Source organism: Paenibacillus apiarius, assembly GCF_017052585.1.
Classification (GTDB): domain Bacteria; phylum Bacillota; class Bacilli; order Paenibacillales; family Paenibacillaceae; genus Paenibacillus_B; species Paenibacillus_B apiarius.
Window position 1 is genome coordinate 3,771,402 of sequence record NZ_JAFFHZ010000001.1, and the last position, 23,691, is coordinate 3,795,092.

20 protein-coding genes, 1 pseudogene and 1 riboswitch are annotated in these 23,691 nt (G+C 54.0%); of the genes and pseudogenes, 18 read left to right on the top strand and 3 right to left on the bottom strand.

The annotated features are described in order from the left end of the window. Positions 1-17 precede the first annotated feature (17 nt). The 11 genes from JSQ80_RS16900 (at position 18) to JSQ80_RS16950 (ending at position 12,809) form a co-directional block, all read left to right on the top strand. Positions 18-3,395 (top strand): winged helix-turn-helix domain-containing protein, encoded by a 3,378-nt coding sequence (locus JSQ80_RS16900; RefSeq protein WP_206096086.1) that lies wholly within the window; start codon positions 18-20, stop codon positions 3,393-3,395. A gap of 86 nt (positions 3,396-3,481) precedes the next feature. Next, positions 3,482-4,813: a substrate-binding domain-containing protein gene (locus JSQ80_RS16905; RefSeq protein WP_206097638.1), complete on the top strand. Its 1,332-nt coding sequence runs from the start codon at positions 3,482-3,484 to the stop codon at positions 4,811-4,813. Positions 4,814-4,828: 15 nt separating this feature from the next. Next, positions 4,829-5,629 carry an ABC transporter ATP-binding protein gene (locus JSQ80_RS16910; protein WP_206096087.1) on the top strand — a complete coding sequence of 267 codons (801 nt, stop codon included), beginning with the start codon at positions 4,829-4,831 and terminating at the stop codon, positions 5,627-5,629. Further along, positions 5,607-6,305 carry an ABC transporter ATP-binding protein gene (locus JSQ80_RS16915; protein ID WP_206096088.1) on the top strand — a complete coding sequence of 233 codons (699 nt, stop codon included), beginning with the start codon at positions 5,607-5,609 and terminating at the stop codon, positions 6,303-6,305. The genes JSQ80_RS16910 and JSQ80_RS16915 overlap by 23 nt, the downstream gene beginning before the upstream one ends. Before the next feature lie 29 nt (positions 6,306-6,334). Beyond that, positions 6,335-7,195: a branched-chain amino acid ABC transporter permease gene (locus tag JSQ80_RS16920; protein ID WP_206096089.1), complete on the top strand. Its 861-nt coding sequence runs from the start codon at positions 6,335-6,337 to the stop codon at positions 7,193-7,195. A 5-nt stretch (positions 7,196-7,200) separates the two neighbouring features. Beyond that, entirely contained in the window at positions 7,201-8,217 is a 1,017-nt protein-coding gene (locus tag JSQ80_RS16925) for a branched-chain amino acid ABC transporter permease (protein WP_206096090.1), read from the top strand. Next, complete coding sequence (locus tag JSQ80_RS16930) at positions 8,214-8,492, top strand: hypothetical protein (RefSeq protein ID WP_206096091.1); 279 nt, start codon at positions 8,214-8,216, stop codon at positions 8,490-8,492. Before JSQ80_RS16925 ends, JSQ80_RS16930 begins: the two co-directional genes overlap by 4 nt. After that, a complete protein-coding gene (locus JSQ80_RS16935) occupies positions 8,482-9,531 on the top strand; it encodes a 3-oxoacyl-ACP synthase (protein ID WP_087435925.1) in 1,050 nt (349 codons plus the stop codon). The genes JSQ80_RS16930 and JSQ80_RS16935 overlap by 11 nt, the downstream gene beginning before the upstream one ends. Continuing rightward, a complete protein-coding gene (phaZ, locus tag JSQ80_RS16940; RefSeq protein ID WP_087435926.1) occupies positions 9,531-10,442 on the top strand; it encodes an intracellular short-chain-length polyhydroxyalkanoate depolymerase in 912 nt (303 codons plus the stop codon). Before JSQ80_RS16935 ends, phaZ begins: the two co-directional genes overlap by 1 nt. A 61-nt stretch (positions 10,443-10,503) precedes the next feature. Further along, positions 10,504-11,247 carry a 3-oxoacyl-ACP reductase FabG gene (gene fabG, locus JSQ80_RS16945; protein ID WP_206096092.1) on the top strand — a complete coding sequence of 248 codons (744 nt, stop codon included), beginning with the start codon at positions 10,504-10,506 and terminating at the stop codon, positions 11,245-11,247. Then, entirely contained in the window at positions 11,244-12,809 is a 1,566-nt protein-coding gene (locus JSQ80_RS16950; protein ID WP_206096093.1) for an acyl CoA:acetate/3-ketoacid CoA transferase, read from the top strand. Before fabG ends, JSQ80_RS16950 begins: the two co-directional genes overlap by 4 nt. Before the next feature lie 89 nt (positions 12,810-12,898). On the opposite strand, the gene JSQ80_RS16955 is transcribed toward JSQ80_RS16950, so the two are convergent. Beyond that, complete coding sequence (locus JSQ80_RS16955; protein WP_206096094.1) at positions 12,899-13,537, bottom strand: DsbA family oxidoreductase; 639 nt, start codon at positions 13,535-13,537, stop codon at positions 12,899-12,901. A 274-nt stretch (positions 13,538-13,811) separates the two neighbouring features. Between JSQ80_RS16955 and JSQ80_RS16960 the strand changes: the two are divergent. Then, a pseudogene (locus JSQ80_RS16960) lies at positions 13,812-15,173 on the top strand (IS1182 family transposase); the annotation flags it as partial. Between the two features lie 311 nt (positions 15,174-15,484). On the opposite strand, the gene JSQ80_RS16965 reads toward JSQ80_RS16960, so the two are convergent. After that, entirely contained in the window at positions 15,485-16,744 is a 1,260-nt protein-coding gene (locus tag JSQ80_RS16965) for a DUF2515 family protein (RefSeq protein WP_206096095.1), read from the bottom strand. A gap of 175 nt (positions 16,745-16,919) precedes the next feature. On the opposite strand from JSQ80_RS16965, the gene JSQ80_RS16970 reads away from it, so the two are divergent. Then, positions 16,920-17,258, top strand: coding sequence for a thioredoxin family protein (locus tag JSQ80_RS16970; RefSeq protein ID WP_087435931.1), 339 nt, complete (start codon positions 16,920-16,922; stop codon positions 17,256-17,258). A 314-nt stretch (positions 17,259-17,572) separates the two neighbouring features. Next, positions 17,573-18,517, top strand: coding sequence for a COX15/CtaA family protein (locus JSQ80_RS16975; RefSeq protein WP_206097639.1), 945 nt, complete (start codon positions 17,573-17,575; stop codon positions 18,515-18,517). Positions 18,518-18,637: 120 nt separating this feature from the next. On the opposite strand, the gene JSQ80_RS29530 is transcribed toward JSQ80_RS16975, so the two are convergent. After that, positions 18,638-18,769, bottom strand: coding sequence for a hypothetical protein (locus JSQ80_RS29530; protein WP_254912332.1), 132 nt, complete (start codon positions 18,767-18,769; stop codon positions 18,638-18,640). Between the two features lie 232 nt (positions 18,770-19,001). Between JSQ80_RS29530 and JSQ80_RS16980 the strand changes: the two genes are divergently transcribed. From JSQ80_RS16980 to JSQ80_RS16995, 4 genes are all read left to right on the top strand, one after another. Further along, positions 19,002-20,786 carry a UbiD family decarboxylase gene (locus tag JSQ80_RS16980; protein WP_206096096.1) on the top strand — a complete coding sequence of 595 codons (1,785 nt, stop codon included), beginning with the start codon at positions 19,002-19,004 and terminating at the stop codon, positions 20,784-20,786. Between the two features lie 69 nt (positions 20,787-20,855). Further along, positions 20,856-21,557, top strand: a complete 702-nt coding sequence (locus JSQ80_RS16985; protein ID WP_206096097.1) for a Cthe_2314 family HEPN domain-containing protein — start codon at positions 20,856-20,858, stop codon at positions 21,555-21,557. A gap of 73 nt (positions 21,558-21,630) precedes the next feature. Next, positions 21,631-21,778, top strand: a riboswitch (SAM riboswitch). A gap of 206 nt (positions 21,779-21,984) precedes the next feature. Then, positions 21,985-23,010 (top strand): methionine ABC transporter ATP-binding protein, encoded by a 1,026-nt coding sequence (locus JSQ80_RS16990; RefSeq protein WP_272491137.1) that lies wholly within the window; start codon positions 21,985-21,987, stop codon positions 23,008-23,010. Next, on the top strand, positions 23,007-23,675 hold the full coding sequence (locus JSQ80_RS16995) for a methionine ABC transporter permease (protein WP_176392970.1): 669 nt from the start codon (positions 23,007-23,009) through the stop codon (positions 23,673-23,675). Before JSQ80_RS16990 ends, JSQ80_RS16995 begins: the two co-directional genes overlap by 4 nt. The last annotated feature ends 16 nt before the right edge of the window (positions 23,676-23,691 follow it).

Consider the following 23,691-nt stretch of genomic DNA (forward strand, 5'->3'; position numbering starts at 1 on the left):
GAAAAGAGAGGTTCTGCATGAAAGAAGGACGCGTGCTTAAAATGAAGTTGATGCCGCCCCCTTTGAAAAAGCAGCTGCTTCACCGCCCTCAGATAGCCAAGCGGCTCTCCCGCATACCGGACTACCCGCTCACTGTGCTGACATCAGGTCCGGGTTTCGGCAAGACGACGGCGCTCTCCGCATTTCTTCGTTCCTCTGACATGACGTATGCATGGTACGGCGTATCTCCCCAGGACAATGACTTCATTCCTTTTGTATCTCATATCGTCTATACGCTTAGGCAAGCGGTTCCCGAATTCGGAGAGACGATGCTTGCCGAGCTGAGAAGCGGGAACCGGAGCGGCAGCGAGGACATCTATGCGTTGGCAGATTTGTTTCTGAATGAACTAACCGGACTTCCACAGCTGACGGTGCTCATTATCGACGATTATCATCTAGTGGAAGCAGCCGACAGCATCGAGCAGTGGATGCAATATGTGCTCGCTTATTTGCCCGATTGCGACAAGCTGCGGTTCGTCATCTCCTCCCGTTCGCGACCGCAATGGGACAGGTTAGCCTCCATGCGAATCCGTGGCCATTTACTTGAACTCACCAAAGAAGATCTCACCTTTAATGAAGAAGAAATCGATGTTCTGTTCAGCGATTACTATGATTACCCGCTGACGAAGCGGCAAATCCACCAGGTGTACGAGCAGACGGAAGGATGGATCATTGCGGTCCAGCTTATTTGGCAGCGCTTACTTTCATCGAATGGATCGTTGGAAGAGGTGCTTGAGGCTCCTCGGGAAACGATGGAGGACCTATTCCAATTTCTAGCATTGGAGCTGTTCCAGAAGCAGCCGTCTTCCATCCGCACGTTCATGCTGGAGACGAGCATCTTTGACGAGCTGACCGGAGAGTGGTGCGACGCGGTATGCGGAAGGAGCGGCTCTCATGCCTTGCTGCTTCAGTTGTGCGGTGGCGGTATTTTAACGGCGGTTGACGATCGGCAATTTCGTTATCATGCTTTATTTCGGGAATTTTTGGCGGAACAGCTCAGGAGACAGCCGGAGTGGCATGAATCTTTGTTGAGGCAGGCGGTGCACGTTTTTGCGGCCCGCAAACGATACGACCTTGCGATGACGCAAGCCGTTGCGCTGCAAGATCCGGATGAAATGGCGTTGTTGCTGCAGGACGGAGGCAGCGAGCTGATACAGAACGGCCATCTGGAGCTTGTCTACACCTCGTTAATGAAGCTGCCGGAGCGCACAAAGCATCGTCATCCTTATCTGCTTGTCCTTCAAGGCGATATTTTCCGTTATCAATGTCAATATGAAGCGGCGTGTGAGCAGTATCGGCTGGCAGAGTACGGAGCCGGAAGCGTTGGCAATCGGATGGTGCAGATGCTGGCCCTCGAAGGACAGTCGCTCTTATATTTGGATACGATTCGGCCGGGAATGGCGGAGACGCTGCTTGAACGGGCCATTGCGCTGGCAGAATCGTTGTGCGGATACTACCCGCCGTTAGAGCAAGAGGCTGGAACGGATCCGTTAGGGCCGGGTCCGTCTGGCAACCAAACGCACGAACAAGCTCAAGCCCCGATCGCCACTTATTACTCCACGTGGCACGATCATACGGGAGAGCGGCAGCGGCTGGCGCGGCTGTATGCGATGATGGCGGAAAATATGCTGAACGCGGGCAGGGGAATGGAAGCGCAGATCTGGTATGATCGGGCGATCCGCGTGGATCGGGATAGCCGTGACTGGCTTTTGGAGGCGAGGCTGTGTCTGCGAACGGGTAGGCTGCGCGAAGCGAAGGCGAAGCTGATGCGGGCGCAGCATTTGGAACGGGAAGAAGGGACGCTCTACCGAGGCCTCAGCTATCATCCGAAGACGCTGTCGCGGTCCCATCGTGAAATCGATCTGCTGCTGTCGTTTATCGACAGCATGTGCGGCGAACCAAGCTCGGCTAAGCGGGCAGCCGAAGCCGGCATGATGCACGGCATTCGCTTAAAGGCGCCGTTCGTGGAAGCGTGCGGCTGGATGAGAATGGGGAATGCCGCGCAATTGATGGGCACCTACGATGCCGAGGTGGCATCCGATTGCTATCATACGGCACTGACCATCATGGAGCGCTTGGAGGTAAAGCGGGGAAACGCAGAGCCTTATATGGGCTTATGCCTGGTGTACGGCAAAGCCCGATCGGCGGAAACGGCGCTTCGTTACGGCCAGACCGCGTGGGCTGAGACGCAAAGCGCGAACGATGGCTGGCTGACCGCGCTCATCAGATTGAGCATGGGGATAGCGCTGTTCTACGCCAATCGCTGCGAGGAAGCGGAGCAGGTGTTCCGTGAATGCGGCGAGCGCTTCGTGGCCTGCGGAGACAAATTCGGATGCGCGTCCACGGAAATGTGGCAGGCGCTGACCGCCTATCGCTTGGAACGGGACGGCTGCTTTGCGGTCTCCATGGAACGCTTCTTGACGCTTGTCGAGCGGGAAGGGTACGCATTTCTTTTTACACGGCGCTCCTTGTTCGGTCCAAGCGACACGCAGCAGCTCATTCCGCTGCTCATTGAAGCGGTCCGGCTGGGCCTGTGCCGCGCCTATGCCGCTACTCTGCTCACGGAGCTTGGCATGGACCGCTTGACTTATCATCCCGGCTACACACTATATGTGGATACGCTGGGTGAATGCCGCGTTCGTCTCGGGGATGTGGAGCTGGAGGATAAAGATTGGCAGCGCGGCAAAGCGAAGGAGCTGTTTCAACTGCTCGTTACCCGCCGTCATCGCCCCTTGACGAAGGAGGAGCTGCTCGCCCAGCTGTTTCCTGCAGCGGAAGAGAAAGCGGCCAATCGTGATTTCAAGGTTGCGCTCAACGCATTGAATACCGCTTTGGAGCCTCATCGCCGGGCCCGCTCTACGCCTTACTTCATCATTCGCCGGGGAGCGGCCTATCAATTGAATCCGGCTGCAGGCTGGGTGCTCGACGCGAATCGATTCGAGCAATTGATCGTGCGCGGGCTGGAAGCGAACGAAGCGGAAGAGGCAATCCCCTTTTTGGAAGAGGGGCTCCATCTGTATCAAGGGGATTATTTGCCGGAACGGCGTTATGAAGATTGGTGCATCGAGGAGAGAGAGCGGCTGCAGGTGCTGTTTATGCGCGGAGCGGAACGGCTGTCCCATTATTATATCGAGGTCGAGGCCTACGACAAGGCGATACGCTGGGCAGAGGCGATGACAGTCAAGGATCGCTGCTGGGAAGAGGCGTACCGAATCATGATTTCGTGTCATCTAAGGCTTAACAACCGCAACCAGGCGCTGAGATGGTACCGCAAGTGCGCCAAAGCCCTGCAGGATGAACTTGGCATCGAGCCGATGGCAAGCATTCGGGAATTGAAGGCATCTATAACAGAATGAAGACAGGATGCGATGTGCAACTCATTTGCAACCAAACCCTCTTATGATGAACGGGAATTGAATCGTAAGGGGGTTTTTGCGTGTCCATGAATAACGGTATCACTCCTCGGCTGTCTCGCGTCTGCATGTTCGGGCTGCTTGCCTTCATCCTTCTCTTCGCTGCCGCTTGCGGAAGCAACGGCGGAACAGGGGGAGGCGCGGGCAATGGCGGCGAGTCCGGCAAAGCAGCGGGCGGCAGCTCCGGCAGTAATTCCGGAGAGAGCAAGGATAAGGAAGGCGAGGACAAAAGCACGGAAACAGCCGATAAACCGCCTATTAAAATTGGTGTCCTGGCTTCAATGACGGGCGCGCTGGAAAGCTACGGCAAGCAGAGCACACGCGGATTCGAGCTCGGCATTGATTATGCCACTCAGGGAACGCAGACGGCTGCTGGCCGTAAAATCGAATTCATCATCGAAGATACGGAGACAAAGCCTGATGTGGCGGTGAAGAAAGCAACGAAGCTGCTCGAGACCGACAAAGTTGATTTCCTCGTTGGATCCTCCAGCTCAGGCGACACGCTTGCCGTGCTTCCGCTTGCGGAGGAGTATGAGAAGGTGATGGTCGTTGAACCGGCGGTTGCCGACAGCATCACCGGCGAGCTGTGGAATAAATATGTGTTCCGCACCGCACGCAACTCTTCGCAGGATGCGGTGGCGGGTGCCGCGGCGATTGCGAAGCAGGGCGTGAAGATCGCCACGTTTGCTCCCGACGGCGCATTCGGCCGTGATGGCATTACAGCGTTTACGGACGCGGCGGTCAAGCTTGGAGCGGAAATTGTGGAAGAGCAGTATGCGGACGCGGCGGCAACCGACTTTACTGCGAACATTCAGAAAATCGTGAGCGCCAAGCCGGACTATTTGTTCATCGTCTGGGCCGGAGCGAACACGCCATGGAAGCAACTGCAGGACATGAAGGTACGGGAACAGGGCATTAAGATATCGACCGGCGCGCCGGATATCGCAGCGCTCAAGACGATGCAGGAGCTGGAGGACATGGAAGGGTTTTCGGTCTACTACCACACGCTGCCGGACAATGACGTGAACAAATGGCTGGTGGAAGAGCATAAGAAACGGTTCAACGGCGATTTGCCGGATCTGTTTACGCCGGGAGGGATGTCTGCCGCGATCGCGATTATCGAGGCGATTAAGAAAACCGATGGCGAGATGGACACGGAGAACTTGATTGCGACGATGGAAGGAATGAGCTTCGAGTCGCCAAAAGGAAAAATGACGTTCCGGGCAGAGGATCATCAAGCGCTGCAGACACTGTATGCGGTTAAGTTAGAAAAACGGGACGGCATCGATTATCCGGTACCGGTGCTCATTCGCGAGCTGTCGCCGGAGGAAACGGCTCCGCCTGTACGCAACAAACGCTAGTCAGGAGGTGGGATCATGAGTGGGACGGCAACGGATCAAGCAGATGACATGATATTGGAAACCGAAGGGCTCACGATTGCATTCGGCGGTCATGTGGCCGTTCAAGAAGTAAGCTTGAAGGTAGAGCGCAACCGCTTCAAGTCCATTATCGGACCGAACGGCGCAGGCAAGACGACTCTATTCAATCTGCTCAGCGGGCAGCTGCGACCGACGGCCGGATACGTGCGTTTCAAAGGTCAGGACGTTACGCCGCTTGCTCCGTTTCAGCGCACGCGTTTGGGAATGGGGCGTTCCTTTCAGATTACGAATGTATTCCCCAACTTGACCGTGCTCGAAAATGTGCGCTTAGCCGTTCAGTCGCAGCAGGGTGTCCGCTTGAACTGGCATGCTTCGGCGAAAGCGTACCGCAGGTTCGAAGAGGAAGCGAAGCATTGGCTTGATACGGTGCTGCTTGGCAACCGGAGCGGCGTATTGGCTACTTACCTCGCTCATGGGGAGAAGCGCAAGCTGGAGCTGGCGATGCTGCTTGCGCTGCAGCCGGATCTGCTGCTGCTTGACGAGCCGACGGCCGGAATTTCCATTGAAGAAGTGCCAGCCATTCTTGAAGTCATCCGCAAGATGAAGGAAGAAGGAAATCGCACGATCGTGCTGATTGAACACAAGATGGATATGGTGCTGGATTTATCCGATTCCATCGCAGTGCTATTCAATGGCAAGCTGCTGGCGGACGGACGCCCAGAAGTCATTATGAACAACGAGACGGTTCAAGCGGCTTATTTGGGAGGGCTGTACGATGTTGCAAGTGCAGGGGATTGAGACGCATATTGGACAATTTCATATTTTACAAGGCGTTACCTTCGAGGTGGAGCCAGGGGAAATTACGGTGCTGCTTGGACGGAACGGCGCGGGCAAGACGACGACCCTCCGCTCCATCATGGGGCTGAATCCGGTATCCAAGGGAGAAATCCGCTTTCAAGGCGAACGGGTGGAAACGCTTCCGACACATCGGATATCACGTCAAGGTATCGGATATGTTCCAGAGGACCAAGGGATCTTTCCAGATTTGACCGTAGGGGAAACGATGCGCATTGCGATGAGGAAAAACGACGACGACACGAAGGCGCGGCTGGAATGGGTGCTGGAGCTGTTTCCGGATTTGCGCAAGTTCTGGGGGCGCAAGAGCGGGCTGTTAAGCGGGGGGCAAAAGCAGATGCTGGCCATTTCCCGGGCTTATGTGAACGATAATCGGCTGCTGCTCATCGATGAGCCGAGCAAGGGGCTGGCTCCGATTATGGTGGAGAAGCTGATGCTGGCCATTGAGCAGATGAAAGCGAAGACGACCGTGCTCTTGGTGGAACAGAATTTCATGATGGCAAGCCGCATCGGACATCGGTACTACATGATGGATGAAGGACGCATCGTTTCCGAAGGGACGATGGCGGAATTGCGGCAGGATGAAGCGACAAGACGCAAATATTTGGGCATCGCATAGCTGGCCCGTGGAACGGAGGGACACAAATATTGAATGGCATCATCAACTTGCTCGTAAACGGGCTGGCGACGGGGATGCTCATCTTCCTGCTGGCGTCGGGACTTACGCTCATCTTCGGGCTGATGAGCGTGCTGAATTTCGCCCATGGCGGATTGTTCGCTTGGGGAGCTTATGGAGGGGTGTGGCTGTATGCTGCGACGGGTTCATTCTTCGTTGCCATTATAGGGGCCGTCGCCATCGGCATGCTGCTCGGTCTCGTGATGGAGCGGCTCATCATTCGGCCTGTATACGGCAATCACATCCCGCAAATTCTCGTGACGTTAGGCGCGATGCTCGTCTTAAGCGAACTGCTGAAGGTAGCGTTCGGCCCGAACCCTCTCAAGGCAGACGTTCCTCCGTTATTGAATGGCAGCTGGGAGGTGGGCGGCGTCATTTTAATTAAATATCGGTTGTTCATCATTTGTATTGGAGCGTTTGTATTTGGCGGATTGCTGTTTGTGTTAAAACGGACGAAAATCGGTCTCATCGTGCGTGCCGGCGTCATGAATCCCGAGATGGTGCAGGCGCTGGGCATTCCGATCAGCCGAATTTTTACGCTGGTATTCATGGCGGGTGCCGGCTTGGCAGCGCTTGGCGGCGCGCTTCTCGCACCGTATTCGGGTGTTATTTTCGCAGAAATGGGCATGCAGTTCGCCATTCTGGCCTTTATCGTCGTCGTCATCGGCGGCATGGGAAGCATTCAGGGCTCCGCGTTTGCGGCGCTGCTCGTTGGTTTGTCAGGAGCGTTTATGGCTTATTACGTGCCGGAGTTGTCGCTTGCCGCGAACATGCTGCTTATGGTCATCGTGCTGCTCATTAAGCCGTCCGGTTTGTTCGGGGCAAAGGGGTGAGCGGGATGGGAACGTCAAAAATCGGAACGATATGGTTCGTTGTCTTTGTTGCTGGTCTGGCGGCGCTGCCATTTGTAAATGATTCGCGCAGCTTTCTTATTTTGATGACGCAAATATGCATTTTCGCTGTCTTTGCGATGAGCTATGACATCTTGCTCGGATTTACCGGCATCGTATCGTTCGGACATTGCATGTTTTTCGGAATCGGGGCCTATACGAGCGGGATTATGCTCGAACGCCTCGGCGCTTCCATCGGAACGCTTCTCTTGTCCGCTTTGGCAGGCGTGCTGTTATCCGCGTTGCTCAGTTATATTGTAGGCATGCTCACCTTGCGGCTGAAAAGTCACTTTTATGCGATGCTGACACTCGCGTTCTCGGGACTGCTGTTAGTGCTGGCGGAAAAATGGCGTTCGCTGACGAACGGCAATGACGGCTTTACGTTTCCGATACCGTCCGTCATGAAGGATCGGACCGTCCTGTATTTCACCGCGCTGGCGGTCATGGTTGCCATGTTCTTGCTGTTGCGCCGATTTACGCACTCTCCGGTCGGCCGGGTGCTGCTGGCCATTCGCGAAAATGAGCAGCGGACGGAGTCGCTCGGTTATGAAATCGTGCACTATAAAGTGTTTGCCACCATCGTTGCGGGTATGGCGGCCAGTATAAGCGGTTCTCTCTATGTGCTGACATTGCGTTTTGTCAATACGACCGTCTTTGGGATGGATATGACGCTGAATGCTTTGTTAATGACGATTATTGGCGGGGTGGGGACACTATATGGCGCAATTCTCGGGGCTTCCATCATTGAATGGGCGCATCATGGATTATCGGAATTGGCCAAGTTCCATCCGATTTTTGAACGATGGATTATCTTTTTTGGCTTATTGTACATTGTGGTCGTGCTGCTGTTCCCAGCCGGGATTGTCGGCACGCTGCGACTCTGGTGGCTGAAGCGCAGAGGACGCCGGCTTGAGCGGCAGCCGGAGGCTGAATCCAATGCGCTGCGAAAGGAGGAAACGGGATGACGGCGGGCGGCAGGAAGGAAGCATACGGCCAGCATGAGCAGGAGAACGCATGCAGTCTCCACGGAGGGCCAGGTGGCGTATTGGAATGCGGAACGACTGTCGGTTCGTTCGTCATCCGCTGCCAGGCGCACCACGATGAAGCCGTGTGCGACGCTTGGCGCATACGCGTCACTTATGTTCAAGGCCAGGAAGAGATGACGGTCGCTTCATGGGAGGATGCGGTGGTCTTCATGCAGCAGCGGATGAAACGGGGGATAGAGTCACATGAACGTTAACGCAAATGCAGCGGAGGCTGCTGTTCGTCTGCTGTCAACAGGGATCTGCGTGCCGGAAGGACGGATGACGAGCGCGGATATTGCACAGGCTTCAGGCATACCGCGGGAGATCGTTGAGACGAAGCTTGGCATTAAGGAAAAACCGGTTCCCGGACCGGACGATCATCCGTGCGCGATGGGAGCGCGCGCGGCACGGCAAGCGCTGGAACGGGCGGGCATCGATCCCGGCGAGATCGATCTCGTCATTTATATCGGTGAAGAGCATAAAGAGTATCCGGTGTGGACGGCTGCTCTTAAGCTCCAGCACGATATCGGAGCCGTCAATGCTTGGGGCTTCGATCTGGCGTCCCGCTGCTGCACGACACTGATGGCCGTGAAGACGGCGAAGGCGATGATGCTGGGCGATGCGCGCATTTCGACCGTTCTGCTCGCGGGCGGGTACCGCAATGGCGATCTGATTGATATGTCCGATCCGCATACGCGCTTCATGGTCAATCTCGGCGCCGGCGGCGGGGCGATGATATTGCGCCGGGGGAGCGAGGCGGGCGCCGCTTATCCTAAAGTGTTGGAGACGTCGATTATAACGGACGGATCGTTCGCCGAGGATGTCATCATCGCGGCGGGCGGGACCAAGCAGCCGCTAACGGCGGATCTTATCGCGCAAGGGGAGCCGCGATTCCGCGTGCCCGACCCCGAACGCATGAAAAGCCGGTTGGACGCCGTATCGATGGACCGCTTCGCCGAAGTGGTGGAACGCTCGGTACGGGACAGCGGCTATAGTCTGGACCAGATTGACTTTATCGGCCTGCTTCATATGAAGCGCTCCGCGCATGAAGCGGTACTCCGGGCGTTAGGCATTCCAGGCCGAAGGTCGGTATATTTGGATGAATTCGGACATATCGGTCAATTTGACCCGATGATTTGCATAGAGTTAGGTGTGAAGCAAGGGCTGATTCGTCCGGGAAGCATAGTGGTGCTGGCCGCGGCAGGCATCGGCTACGCATGGGGGGCGCTCACTTTGAAATGGGGAGGAGTCTAATGAAGGCAGAGTTGAAATCGGTGCTGCTGCCGAACGGGGAAACGCTCGGGTATCGCGAACGCGAAGGCGGGGACGAGGTTATCCTGCTCATTCATGGCAACATGAATTCTTCTTATCATTGGGATGTGGTCCTGGAGCATCTGGATGCGCGTTATAAGGTGTATGCGATTGATTTGCGGGGATTCGGCATCTCGACGTATCATCAGCCGATCCGTGCTTTGCGCCAATTTTCCGAAGATGTGAAGCTTTTTGCCCAGGCGATCGGACTGAAACAGTTCGCCGTCATGGGATGGTCCACGGGCGGCGGCGTCGCGATGGAACTGGCTGCGGACTGGCCTGAGGCGGTCACGAAGCTGATTTTGCTGGCTTCGGTATCCACGCGCGGGTATCCATTCTATGATAATGGCGAGAACGGGCTGCCAGACGTGACTAAGCGGATTGCGACCTATGAAGGCATTGAAGCGTTGCCGCGCAATCAAGCGGTACGGGAGGCGAATGCCCGGGAAGACCGAGCCTTCATGAAGCAGCTGTACGAGGCGGTCATCTATGACCGGAACCGCCCGGATGAAGCCCGCTATGAAGCGTATATCGATGACATCCTGACCCAGCGCAACTTGATGGATGTGTATTATGCGCTGAATGCATTCAATATCAGTGTGTTCGACAATGAGGCAGCAGCGGGGAGCGGCGCGGTACAACGCATTGCAGCGCCAACGCTTGTGCTGCGCGGAGAACGGGACATGGTCATCAGCGAAGCGATGGCGGCGGAGACGCTGGCAGACTTGGGAGCTATCGCGCAGTTCATCTCGCTGCAGGATTGCGGGCATTCCCCGCTCGTCGATGATTTGCCGCAGCTGCTGCAAGCGGTGGAAGCGTTCTTGTCGTCGGAGGTATCGATTCAGCGCCATTAATGCCTTCCTGACGAATGCAGGTTGACGGCAGATAGCCAGACAAGCAGATAGGAGGATTATCATGAAGCTTACCGGAAAGACGGTAATTATTACGGGCGGAGCAAATGGCATTGGTGAAGCCGCTGTACGGCTGTTCATGGAGGCAGAAGCGAATGTCGTCATTGCGGATTTCAATGAAGAGGCAGGGCTGCGGGTGCTCAATGGGCTTGGACCGTCTGCGGCGGAGCGTGCGATCTTCGTTACATGCAATGTAGCGGAGCCGATGAGCGCACAGCAGCTCATGGAGAAGACGATGGAGCGCTTCGGTGCGATTGATGTGCTGATCAATAACGCGGGCATTACCCGCGATGCGATGCTGATGAAGATGTCGCCGGAACAATGGCAAGATGTGATCGATGTGAATCTGAACGGAGTGTTCTACTGCACCCGCCATGCCGCGCCCTACATGGCGGACCGAGGGCGGGGCAAGATCATTAACACGTCCTCCATCGTCGGCGTGCAGGGCAACATCGGGCAGACCAATTATGCCGCGACCAAGGCGGGCGTCATCGGAATGACGAAGACGTGGGCGCGTGAGCTCGGATATAAAGGCATCTGCGTCAATGCGGTCGCGCCGGGATTTATTGCGACGGAGATGGTGGCGAAGATGCCGGAGAAGATCGTCGGCGGCATGCGGGACAAAGTGCCTTTGCGACGTCTGGGACGGCCGGAGGATGTGGCTCAGGCCTATCTGTTCCTGGCATCCGACGCGGCGAATTATATTAACGGCGCCGTCATTGAAGTGAACGGAGGGCTATCTATTTGAACGGTGTTCCTATTATGCCGAAGACACGGGCGCCGTGGCAAGGCGTCCGCTTTATGAACGCGCACGAAGCGGTGCGCCTCATCGCCGACGGGACGACGGTCGGGATAGGGGGATTCGCCGGCTGTGCGAATCCAGAAGCGCTAACGGCGGCGCTGGAGCGGCGTTACTTGACGGATGCAGCGCCATCTGCACTGACGATCGTCTACGCGGCAGGTCAAGGCGACGGGGTGGCGCGCGGCGCGAACCATCTGGCCTATGAGGGGCTGGTGAAGCGCGTTATCGGCGGCCATTGGGGCTTGGCTCCGCGCCTTGGCGTTTTAGCGCTTGCCAACCGGATTGAGGCTTATAATATCCCCCAAGGCGTAATCGTGCATTTGTATCGCGATATCGCTGCCGGACGCTGCGGAACGGTCACGCATGTCGGCCTGCACACGTTCGTCGATCCGCGCGCGGAAGGAGGCAAGCTGAATGAAGTGACAAGGGAAGAGTTGGTCGAGCTTGTTCAGCTCGGCGGACGTGAACAGCTACTGTACCGGGCCTTCCCGATTCACACGGCCTTGCTGCGCGGCACGACGGCGGACGAGCGCGGCAATATCTCGATGGAACGAGAAGCCGTAACGCTGGAAATGCTGGCGCTCGCCCAAGCGGCACGCAACAGCGGCGGGCTGGTCATCGCCCAGGTCGAGCGCAAAGTGCCGGCCGGCTCGCTTGATCCGAAGCGGGTCATCATTCCGGGGGTGTTCGTGGATGCCGTCGTGCTGGCGGAGCCTGAAGAGCATGCGATGACGTTCGCCGAACACTATAACCCGGCATATGCGGGCGGTGACAGTGCATCCCGGGCAGAGCTGCCTCCTATGGACAGGGACGAGCGCCTCGTCATTGCCCGCCGCGCCTTGCAAGAGATTCCCCCGCATAGCGTGGTGAATCTTGGCATCGGCCTTCCCGAAGGCGTCGGTTACGCCGCTTGGGAGGCCGGACGCGGCGATCTGACGCTGCTGCTCGAATCTGGACCCATCGGCGGCACTCCGGCGCGGGGCCTCAGCTTCGGCGCATCCGCGCACCCCGAAGCCATCATTGACCAGCCGTCGCAGTTCGACTTCTTCGACGGCGGCGGCCTGGACGTGGCTTGCCTCGGCATGGCGGAGGCAGACGCGCAGGGCAACGTGAACGTGAGCCGCTATGGCGGCAAGCTAACTGGCTGCGGCGGCTTCATCAACATAAGCCAGAACGCGAAGAAGCTGGTGTTCTGCTCGACATTTACGGCCGGCGGCATGCAGGTGGAATTCGCAGACGGCGGCTTGCGCATTGTTCGCGAAGGCCGGCACCGCAAGTTCGTGCGGCAGGTGGAGCACCTGACGTTCAATGCCGCATATGCGGCGTCGCGCGGCATTGAGGTTCTGTATGTGACGGAGCGCGCCGTATTCCGGTTAAGCCGCGGAGAATTGGAGCTCATCGAAGTAGCGCAAGGCATTGATATAGAAGAGCATATTATCGCGCAAATGGACGTTCAGCCCCGTATCGATCCTCAACTGACGACGATGGCAGCAGAATTGTTCAGGTAAGGCGCAGCATATCGACAGGAATGAGAAAAGGACCTTGACCCGTTCGTGAAGCGTCGGCGCAAGATCCTTTTTCTCATGTCAAGCCATTGTTAGCAACCGCAGCCGTCAATCGAGCAGGAGGCGGCCCCGGAAGCATCCGGATCAGACGCAACCTTCCGTGCATCCTCGTCCCGTGCGAGCTCCAAGGATTCTTTGGATTGGATTCCTTGCAGCACCCGGTCACCGACGAAGAACGTCGGAACCGCTCTTACGCTGTCTGTCTGGCGGAGTCCTTCTTCGTGCAGCTTGGCGTAGCGCTCGTCTTGCAGCGCCGACAGGAATGCTTGGGTATCCAGACCGATGTGCTCCGCCACTTGGGCAAGCACGCCAGACTGGGAAATATCGCGTCCCTGTTGCCAGTACGCTTTAAAGACAGCGATGAAGTAGTCATTGCCCTTGCCGTGCTCCTTAGCATAGTAGAAGCCGATGTGGGCCAAACGGGTGCGAGGAATAGGTGAAATGTCCGGCAGACGGATCTCTATCCCCAATCGCTCGGCAATAGGCAAAACGCTTTGCTTCATTGATTGCTGCACATACGCGCTGTTCGGATCAAGCGGCACGCTGCCTTCCGGCCGCAGTTCAAATGGAATCCACTCGATTTCATTAGGCTGGAAGGTTTCTTCGACTGTCTTCTCTCCCAGAAAACAAAACGGGCATACAAAGTCGGAAACGATCTTGATTTGAGCCAATTAAGCCATTCCTCCTTCTTCGGGTGCTTGCAAACTTCACAGTGCTTACATGTGGTCTTTTAGAATACATACTTATAGTAAGCAATTTAAATATATATTAGGACTTACTATTAGTTATTAAAATAATATAAGGCTCAACCTAAGAAACAGGAAAGAAAAGAGGGGGCGAACTGCAATTGTCAGACTGTTGAAAAAAGCCGTGTTTTTCGGTGCACTAACGCATTAGTATGATACAATATCAGTAATTAATTTGGATGAGAGGCGTGTGGTGATCTTGTTGAATAGCAAGCAGTCCGAAAACAAAGCTCATAATGAAATGGAACTTATTTGCATGGATTTATTGGTACCTCAAGATCATCTGCTACGCCTTATCGATAAATATGTGGATTTCTCTTTTATCAGGGAAAAAGTTCGGCCTTACTATAGCGAAACCAAGGGACGACCGGCCTTAGACCCCGTTGTATTATTTAAAATGATGCTCATCGGATATTTGTACGGCATACGCTCTGAACGTCAATTGGAGCAAGAAATCATTCCGAATGCTGCTTATCGCTGGTTCCTTGGCCTGCGTTTCTCCGATCGCGTCCCCGATCACTCGACGATCAGTTGGAACCGGAATAATCGGTTTAAAGATACGAATCTCTTTCAAGAGATTTTTGATGAAATGGTACATCTGGCGATCAACCATAAGATGGTGGATGGTCGTCTCTTGGTGACCGATTCGACTCATATTCGAGCCAACGCTAACAATAATCGCTACACGATGCAGGTTCTCGAAGAGACCCCTCATGACTATCTAAAAGAATTAGAGAAGGCCATCAACGAGGATCGAGAGAGCCACGGAAAAAAGCCCCTTCCTCCCCGGAAGCCTTCCGGGGAGGAAAAACCACGTAAAGTAAGTCAAACCGATCCCGAGTGCGGACTGATGAAACGAAGCGGTAAACCGGAGGCATTCTGTTATCTCGACCATCGCACCGTCGACCATAAATATAACATTATCACCGATGTCCATGTGACACCTGGCCATGTTAATGACGCTGCCGTCTACGTGGAACGCCTCAAGCGACAAATCCAAACCTTTGCATTTCAATCGACGCTGGAAGCCGTCGCGCTGGATTCGGGGTACATGACGCCTTACATATGCGATCAGACGCTAAAGCTAGAGATCGCTGCGGCTATCGCGGAACGCAATGCTCCAACGCCCCCTGACATTTTTCCGAAGAAACAGTTTATCTACCATGCGGAAGAAAATGGCTACCTGTGTCCTGCAGGAAAAATGCTAATGTATACGACTACCAATCGACAAGGGTATCGGGAATACACGTCAAATGCCCAGGAGTGTGCAAACTGCCCCCTGCTCAATCAGTGTACGAAATCGGCCAACCACCAACGTAAGATCGAACGACATATATGGGAAGAGAGTAAAGAGAAGGTCGCTCAGTACCGGAAAACCCATTCCGGAGAGGCGGCCTATAAGTTGCGTCCTCAAACGATAGAACGAAGCTTTGCAGATGCAAAAGAGCTTCATGGATATCGTCGCTGCAAGTTCCGCGGGAGAGCTAAAACGCAGGAACAAGCTTTCATGACCGCAATAGCCCAGAATGTAAAAAAGATTGCCAGGTACCTGGCCCAAAAGGTCGGAGGTGGGCAGAAGCAAAAGACTCCACCTGTTGTTTTAACCAAATTAAGGAACTTATCGAAACCTTTAGCTCTAAATTCTGCCGCTTAAACCGATTTTTCAACAGTCTGAATTGTACAGTTAAATTAAATGATTTACCATTATTTATGGGATTGTGCAAAAGTGAAATGTACTTTTGCAGTTGGATCATGTTGCTCACGCGCTTTTGGCAGGACTTGACGGCATTGCCGTACAAAGCCCTTGCTCGGATTAACAAGGGCAATAAGGATAAGGTGTTTCTTTCGTGAAAGTCACGAATGCAGAGCTTCTTAGCTTGGCTGAATGAATCCGGCCAGCGAGGCCGTTTCCTTCCACATCCGATCATGCGGCAAGCTCATATCCGCGTTCAGAGGAGGGCGTGCCGGCTGCAGATGCTTCAGCATCCGATCATCGACGAACCAATCGCCGGGTTCGATTGGAGCATAGGGCTCGTCCTGCCATACATCGGTAAGGCTGGGGCTATACGCGCGGTGAGCGATCGGCAGCGTGGCATGTTCCGGCACCGATGCTTTTATCGAAAATATATGCGGCCAGTAATCGGAGCGTGATCCGGTATGCGGCACAGCACGCATATAGCGCAAGGCGCCTCCGTAAATTTCAGGAGTATGGAATAACAAGGCGTACAGCTTGCGGCCGAAAGCAATCCGCTCATTCAAATCAGAGAAATTTTCAAGGTTCAAGCCGACTAGCGGCACGGCCTCGCGTTCTTGCGACGACGGGATGCCGAGAGGATAGATGACTTGATTCATCTGCATCCATCCATGTAAACGGAAGTCCCATTTATCAATAACGTGTTCCCGATAATCCGAATGCTGCACGACTCTGCCTTCGATAACATTTTGTTCATTGATGATAAGGGCTGTCGTTAAAAGCGAGCTGTTCGGCTGAACCCAGAAGCTATCCCAGAATGGTGTCATGAAGGCGGATACGCCAAATGCAGGCAGCAAGTGAAACAGGCTTTTGCCTTCGCGGCGGCTTGCTGCATACAGCAAGAGCTGCGGATACGCATCGTGAAAAATAAGCGCATTGGCTCGCTCAAGGAAGCGGTACGTCCACTGGCGGTGCTTCGCGCTCATAATTCGAGGCAGCCACTCGCCCTGCAGATCGGTCATGTTCCAACCGCTGTTGCGCGATACCATATGGGCAAGGAAGGCCCAATGCAATTCCGGATATGCCTGATAGATGCGCCCATAAGCTGCCGTACGGGTAACGTTATTCCGGTTCGCCATGCGAACGGAGTTCCGGATGTGGCGCAGCAGCATCGTGTCCTCAGCGGATAAAGAAGAAGCCGCTGTTCTGTTGCCGCTGACGAACTGTTGCCGCTGACGTTCCAGCAGAATGCGGTTCGCATGCTCCTCCGTGCGCTTTGCCGCGGCACGATTCCATATCATCGTCTGGCTCTCCCGCATGTGCCTCACCCGATTATGCAGTTCAGCCCATTGTGTACGCATGGCATCGTAAGCCGTGCCGACTGCTTGACGCATCAGCTGAACCGCGTACCGCCACCGTTTGGACAGATTGGAAAGCATCGGGAAGCCTCCTTTTGGTAAAGTGGGCAAGTGCTAAAGCTGCTGAAAAATTACAGTTTTAATGCATTTCCTTCTCAGTATGTCCAAATTCAAGCGAGGCCGTACATTATCGTATTTGACTTTTCACAGGCCATTTGTTATATGTTGAACAGAAAAAAGTAGGGAGTGAAGCGCTATGGAAAAAATACAAGCGGTCGAACGGTTTCAGGAAGTAATCGCTCAACCTCAGACAGTCATTGCAGTATTTAAGACCTCTTGGTGCCCGGATTGCCATTTCATCGATCCGTTCATGCCAGAGCTCGAAGCGCAATATGATGGCAAAGCGACTTTCGTCGAGGTTGATGCAGAGCAGCTCCTCGATGTAGCGCAGGAATATCATATTTTGGGCATTCCGAGCTTCGTTGCTTTTAAAGACGGGAAGGAAACGATTCGATTCGTCAACAAGCTGCGCAAGACACGACCGGAAATCGAGCAGTTCGCAGATCGGGCCATTGCGGTGTCCGAAGCGATATAACAGGATAGGAAAGCGTATCCGTCCCATTTGGGGCGGATTTTTTTGTTTGCAGAAGCTAGAAGGCGATTGAACCCTGCTGAGTGTAATATTTGTCACAATTTAGCCGTACATTCATTTAGAAAATCTTGTATAATGGGAGACGGACTGGAACACTTTTCTTTTTTTTTTGCAAAGAACGACTTTTTTTATGTGTTCAAAAAGACAACTTTTCAGCACCAAGAAGGTTGCAGAACTCATTGGGACTTTTTGAACAACCACTTCAATTATGAACAACGGGTCAGGTGAAACTAGTGAATTCGAACATCTACCGTAGAATGAAACAGTTGGCTTATGCTACGTGCATCGGAATGTTTATTGTCGTGCTGAACGGAGCGTTGGTAACGAAGACGGGATCCGGAATGGGATGCGGTTCGGATTGGCCGCTCTGCAACGGCAAATTTGTTCCCGCTTACACGATTGAATCCATGATTGAATATTCTCACCGTTTCGTAACCGGAATTGTCGGTCTGCTCGTCTTGGCCTCGTTCATCTTCGTTCTGCGCGCAGCGAGGGACAAGCGCGATGCATTAAGCTACGCATTCCTTACGCTATTATTTACTGTTATTCAAGCGATTATGGGCGCCCTGGCCGTTGTGTTTACCCAATCTCCGCCAGTAATGGCGCTTCATTTCGGAATTTCTTTGCTTGCCTTTGCTTCTTCCTTCCTGCTTTGCGTCGTGCTGCGGCGATACGAACGGGGAAGAGCAGTGCAAGCGGCTCAGGGCCGCCCGATTCGTGCGGAATTTCGATATGGGGTCTGGTTTACTTTGCTTTATACCTATATCGTCATCTATGTAGGCGCATTCGTACGGCATACCGATTCGTCGGGGGGCTGCATGGGCTGGCCGCTCTGCAACGGGGAATGGATACCTGATTTGACAGGGGGCACGGCGATTGCGTTTTGGCATCGTGTAGCGGCGGCGCTGCTGCTTATTGTCGTTGCGGTAATGGCTCATTTTGCCTACCATAATCATAAGGATAACCGGGAGATTCAACTGTGCGGCATTTGGGCTGTTGCGCTCTGTGCGGCGCAAATCATCAGCGGGGCATTTGTGGTCCTTGCCATGCTGGATGCCAACCTGTTCCTGGTGGCAAGCCTGCTGCATACGACGCTTATCAGCGGTCTGTTCAGTGTCCTGTGCCACATGAGCATTCGCGTCTGGCAGCTTAGAAGTAGAAGTCTTACATACATCCACGATCGCAAGGTTCACGAATTATAATATGAAAAAGAAGCAGTTCACTTGACGTTGGTCGGAAGTTTTTCCGGTTAGCGCGGTTCAAGCGAGCTGCTTCTTTTGTTGGAAAATGAATCGTTATGTGATGCTTCAGTCATTTCGTGTTTACGCTCCTTCTTGGATTTTGCGGGCATCATTGGCATGCGTGCCGAACAGGACCACCGAAGCAGCGGCTTTGGCTGCGGCTAGCCAACGTACATTCCAAGGCTTGCGTAATGCCATTTGATTGTTTTTCATGAACATCTACCTCCTCAATTGGGTTTCGCATTTCATTTGATGTCTTTATTGTATCGGAGACGGACGACAGGTACCATGGAATCAACTTACGTCTAGCTTACAATGTCGTAAGTTGTCTATCCGGCATGCTTTAGGTTCGGATGAAAAACAGATATACTTATAGAGGAAACATGTAATCATTTTGTAAGAACGTCAACTCAAACGATGATGGAACTTTCAAGGAGGGCTTGTATTGTCTTTTTCTAATATTCGTGATTTCATCCACACGCTAAAGCGAGAGAACGACTTGGCGGTGATCGAAACGGAAGTCGATCCGTATTTAGAGATTGCCGAAATTCACAGACGCGTTATCGCAGAAGGCGGTCCTGCCCTTTTATTTACAAATGTGAAGGGCAGCCCTTTTGCGGTCGCGACCAATCTGTTCGGAACGATGCGACGGGTCGATCTTGCGTTCGGACCTCGTCCCGAACAATTTGCGAACAAATGTATCGAGGCGATTCACCGCTTGATGCCGCCGTCGCCGAAGAAGCTATGGGAAGAACGCGGCTTGGTGAAGGACCTGCTGGGCTTGGCGAAGGTGGGCATGAAGGACGTTGCGCCGACGCAAGCTCCTATTATGGAAGTGAAGCGCACGGATAAGCCGATGCAAGGTCTTCCGGCCTTGACGAGCTGGCAGTTGGACGGCGGCCCGTTCATTACGCTTCCGCTCGTCTATACCGAGCATCCTTTACATAAAGGAAGCGATCATAACCTCGGCATGTATCGGATTCAAATATACGATGAAGAGACGACCGGCATGCACTGGCAAATTCAAAAGGGCGGCGGTTTTCATCATCATGAAGCGGAATTGCGCAATGAAGCGCTTCCAGTCTCGGTGCTTGTCGGCGGCCCGCCGGCACTCATTGCGGCAGCTATTGCGCCGCTCCCGGAGAAGCTGCCCGAGCTGCTGATGGCCTCGTTCGTGATGGGCGAACGGCTCCCGGTTGTAGACAGCGGCTTTGAAGGGCACCGTATACCGGCAGAAGCGGAATTCGTCATTCAAGGCTACGTGCCGCCGCACGTCCGCCGCATGGAGGGGCCGTTCGGGGACCATTACGGCTATTATTCATGGGCGCACGAGTTCCCGGTGCTCAACGTGAAGCAGATGTATCACCGCAAGGATGCAATCTATCCGGCGACGGTCGTGGGCAAGCCGCGTCAAGAGGACTATTACTTGGGCGAGTATTTGGTAAGGCTCCTGTCCCCGGCGTTCCCGCTCGTCATGCCGACTGTGCGCAAAGTGCATCCGTATCCGGAAACGGGCGTCCATTCCTTGGCCGCCGCCGTCGTGCGCGAAAGCTATTCGCGTGAAGCGCTTCTGTCCGGCTTCCGCATTCTCGGCGAAGGCCAGCTCAGCTTGACGAAGTTCCTCCTGCTGACGGATCAGCCCGTGGACTTGGAGAACTTTGCGGAGCTGACGGAAGCGGTGCTGGAGCGGTTCAAGCCAGAGACCGATCTATATGTGATAAATAATACGTCGCATGACACGCTCGATTATACCGGGCATAAGCTGAATCACGGCAGCAAGGGCATTATGCTCGGCGTAGGCGATCCGGTGCGGGAACTGCCGCATACGTATGAGGAGGGCGAGATTGCCGAGATTCATGATGTCGCCGTCTTTTGCCGCGGCTGCTTGACGGCAGCCGGCGCTTCATATGAAGAAGAGCCGCGACTGGCGGAACGCGTATTGGCGCGCCTTACGGAGAAAGAGACGAAATGGCCGCTTGTCTTTTTGGTGGATGACGCCCAAGTCGCGAATGGGCAGCTTTCGTTTTTGTGGACGGTATTTACGCGTTTTAACCCTGCATCTGATATATACGCCGGAATGGAAGTCCGTAATCACCATCTTTCCTATAAATTACCGATTGTTATCGATGCGCGCATGAAGCCGGGCTATCCGGACGAATTGTTCCCGCGTGAAGATATCGTGCAACAGGTTGACCAACGTTGGAAAGACTATTTCCCGAACGGATTATAAGCGGTTGGTGAAGAGGCCTCTTATAATCGCGGATCCATTCAAGTGCTAGTATCGACAAGGAGGAGTTCCATGCTGCGGATTCTGTTCGGAGACCCGCCCCGTCAGGACGAAGGAGAATTGAAGGAAGCCATGGCGGTGCTGGAGCGCTACTTGAACGTTGTGCGCAAGCATATGGACAAGCATGGCGATCCGGAGCACTATTGGCGCAAAATTGAAATCTGGACCGTCGGGTTGAAGACATCCTTGGATGAGCTGGAACAGAGCGTTTATGCTTCCGATAAGTTTGCGGATCGCGTAACGAAGCGATATCAAGCCGAGATGGACGATGAGGAGCTGGATGATTACTATCGGCACGTCTATTTTTACAAAAACGGCTTTATTCGGGTCTTCTCCATCTTGGACAAGCTCGGCACACTTGTGAACACGGTGCTGCGATTGGAGACCGAGAAGGTGAAGCAACGCTTCTCTTATTTCACGGTTCTGCGGCAAATCCGGTTCAAAAACAGCCATCCGCGCTTGGCCGAACGGTTAACCGCCCTGAAGGAGCAGCATGGAGATGCTCTCCAGCGTCTCCGCAAGCGGCGCAATACGGAGATTCACCATATGAATGCGGAAATGCAGGATGATTTATGGCAGCGGCATCGCAGCCTAAGCGATAAAATCAAGCTGGAGGATATCCATGCGAATCTGCAGGACTTGCAGGATGGATTCCATATGGCATGCGAGACGCTGCTGATCGTGTTTGAAGAACTGTGCAAGCTGGAAAAATGAAACGTAAGGGAAAAAAAGTTAATTGACAACTTTCAAATGCTGAATTATACTCAATTTAAATTTCATAACCGTTTTCTTATCAAGAGTGGCGGAGGGACAGGCCCTGTGAAGCCCGGCAACCGATCTTGCAACCCGGTCAATATGACGCTCGCGCGTTATATGTTTGCAAGATGTCAATGGTGCTAATTCCTTCAGAACGTGACGGTTCTGGCAGATAAGAAAAGGGAGAGTTGCGAACAACCGCCAGTTTCAACCGCAGAGACAGCGAATCGACGTAGCCCCCTTTTGGCATCTGCCAAGAGGGGGCTTTTTATATTATATTATTCTGTATAATACATTCATGGGCTATCCGATTATAAATAAGCGGGAGCCAAATAACTCGTATGCCATTTGCATACGCGATGCATAAAGGAAGGTGACGATTCCATTGATTCGTTTGGAACATATAAGCAAACAATATAATGCGAAGGGCAAAGCAAGCGGACCGCTGGCGCTGAACGATGTGAGCCTGACGGTGGCAGAGGGCGAGATTTTCGGCATTATCGGCCACTCCGGGGCAGGCAAGAGTACTTTGCTGCGCAGCATTAACCTGCTGGAACAGCCGACATCCGGCACCGTAACCGTTGACGGCGTCGAGCTGACAAAGCTGACCCAGGGAGGGCTGCAGCAGCAGCGCCGCAAGATTGGCATGATTTTTCAGCATTTTAATCTACTGTCGTCTGCGACGGTATTTGACAACATCGCCTTTCCGCTGCAGCTTGCACATACACCGAAAGAAAAAGTGAAGGCAAAGGTGGACGATCTAATCCGTCTCGTCGGATTGGAGGAGCACCGCAATAAATACCCGGCGCAATTATCCGGCGGACAGAAGCAGCGGGTCGGCATCGCGCGAGCTTTGGCTAACGATCCGAAGGTACTGCTCTGCGATGAAGCGACATCGGCGCTCGATCCGCAGACGACGAACGCGATTCTTGATCTGCTGCTCGATATTAACCGCAAGTTCGGTATTACGATTGTGCTTATTACGCATGAAATGCACGTCATCCAAGCCATATGCGACCGTGTTGCCGTCATTCATGCCGGTGAAATTGCGGAACAGGGCAAGGTTATCGACGTATTTCTGAAGCCGCAGCATCCGGTGACGCGCGAGTTCATATTGGAAGAGCGCAACGATGCGGATCTGCAGCCTTGGGCAGCCTTCAAAACGCAGGCGACCGAACATTCCCGCGTGGTGAAGATCGATTATTTGGGAGACGTGACATATGCGCCGGTGCTTCATCAAGTATTGACCGCTGCCGGTGTCAGCTTCGCCATTTTGCAAGGGACGATCTCTCGCATGAAGGATGTTCCGTATGGCCAACTGGTCGTAAGACTTGATGGAGAAAAGACGGCTGTGGAACAGTCGCTCCTGTCATTGCGCGATAAAGGATTGGAAGTGGAGGTGATTGCATAATGAAGCTTGATTTCTCTACAGTGAACTGGGAAGAAGTGAGCACGGCCACGACCGATACGTTCCTGATGATGCTCTTTTCCGTATTGTTCACCTTCATTATCGGTCTTCCGCTCGGCGTACTGCTTTACTTGACGGGCAAATCCAGTGGGGCGGCGGCCAAAACGGTGTACGCGATGTTGTCCTTTATCGTCAATATTTTGCGATCGGTACCGTTTGTTATTTTGATGATTGCCATCATTCCGCTCACCCGGGTGATTATGGGAACCTCTATCGGTGTGGAAGGTACGATACCGCCGCTTGTCATCGCGGCAGCTCCGTTTTTCGCCCGTCTGGTCGAAACGTCGCTGCGAGAAGTGGATCGCGGCGTTATCGAGGCAGCGCAAGCGATGGGGGCGTCCACATGGCAGATTGTGCGCAAGGTATTGCTTCCTGAAGCGATGCCTGGACTTATCGCGGGCACGACGATTACGGCGGTTACACTGGTCACTTATACGGCGATGTCCGGGCTTATCGGCGGCGGCGGTCTGGGTGATCTGGCCATTCGCTATGGTTATCACCGGTACGAGTTCGAAGTGATGATTGTATCGATTGTCGTAATGGTGCTGCTTGTGCAGGTGCTGCAGTGGATTGGCGACGCGTTGGTACGCAAGTATACCCGTAAATAATGCGGTCTTGAGTGGT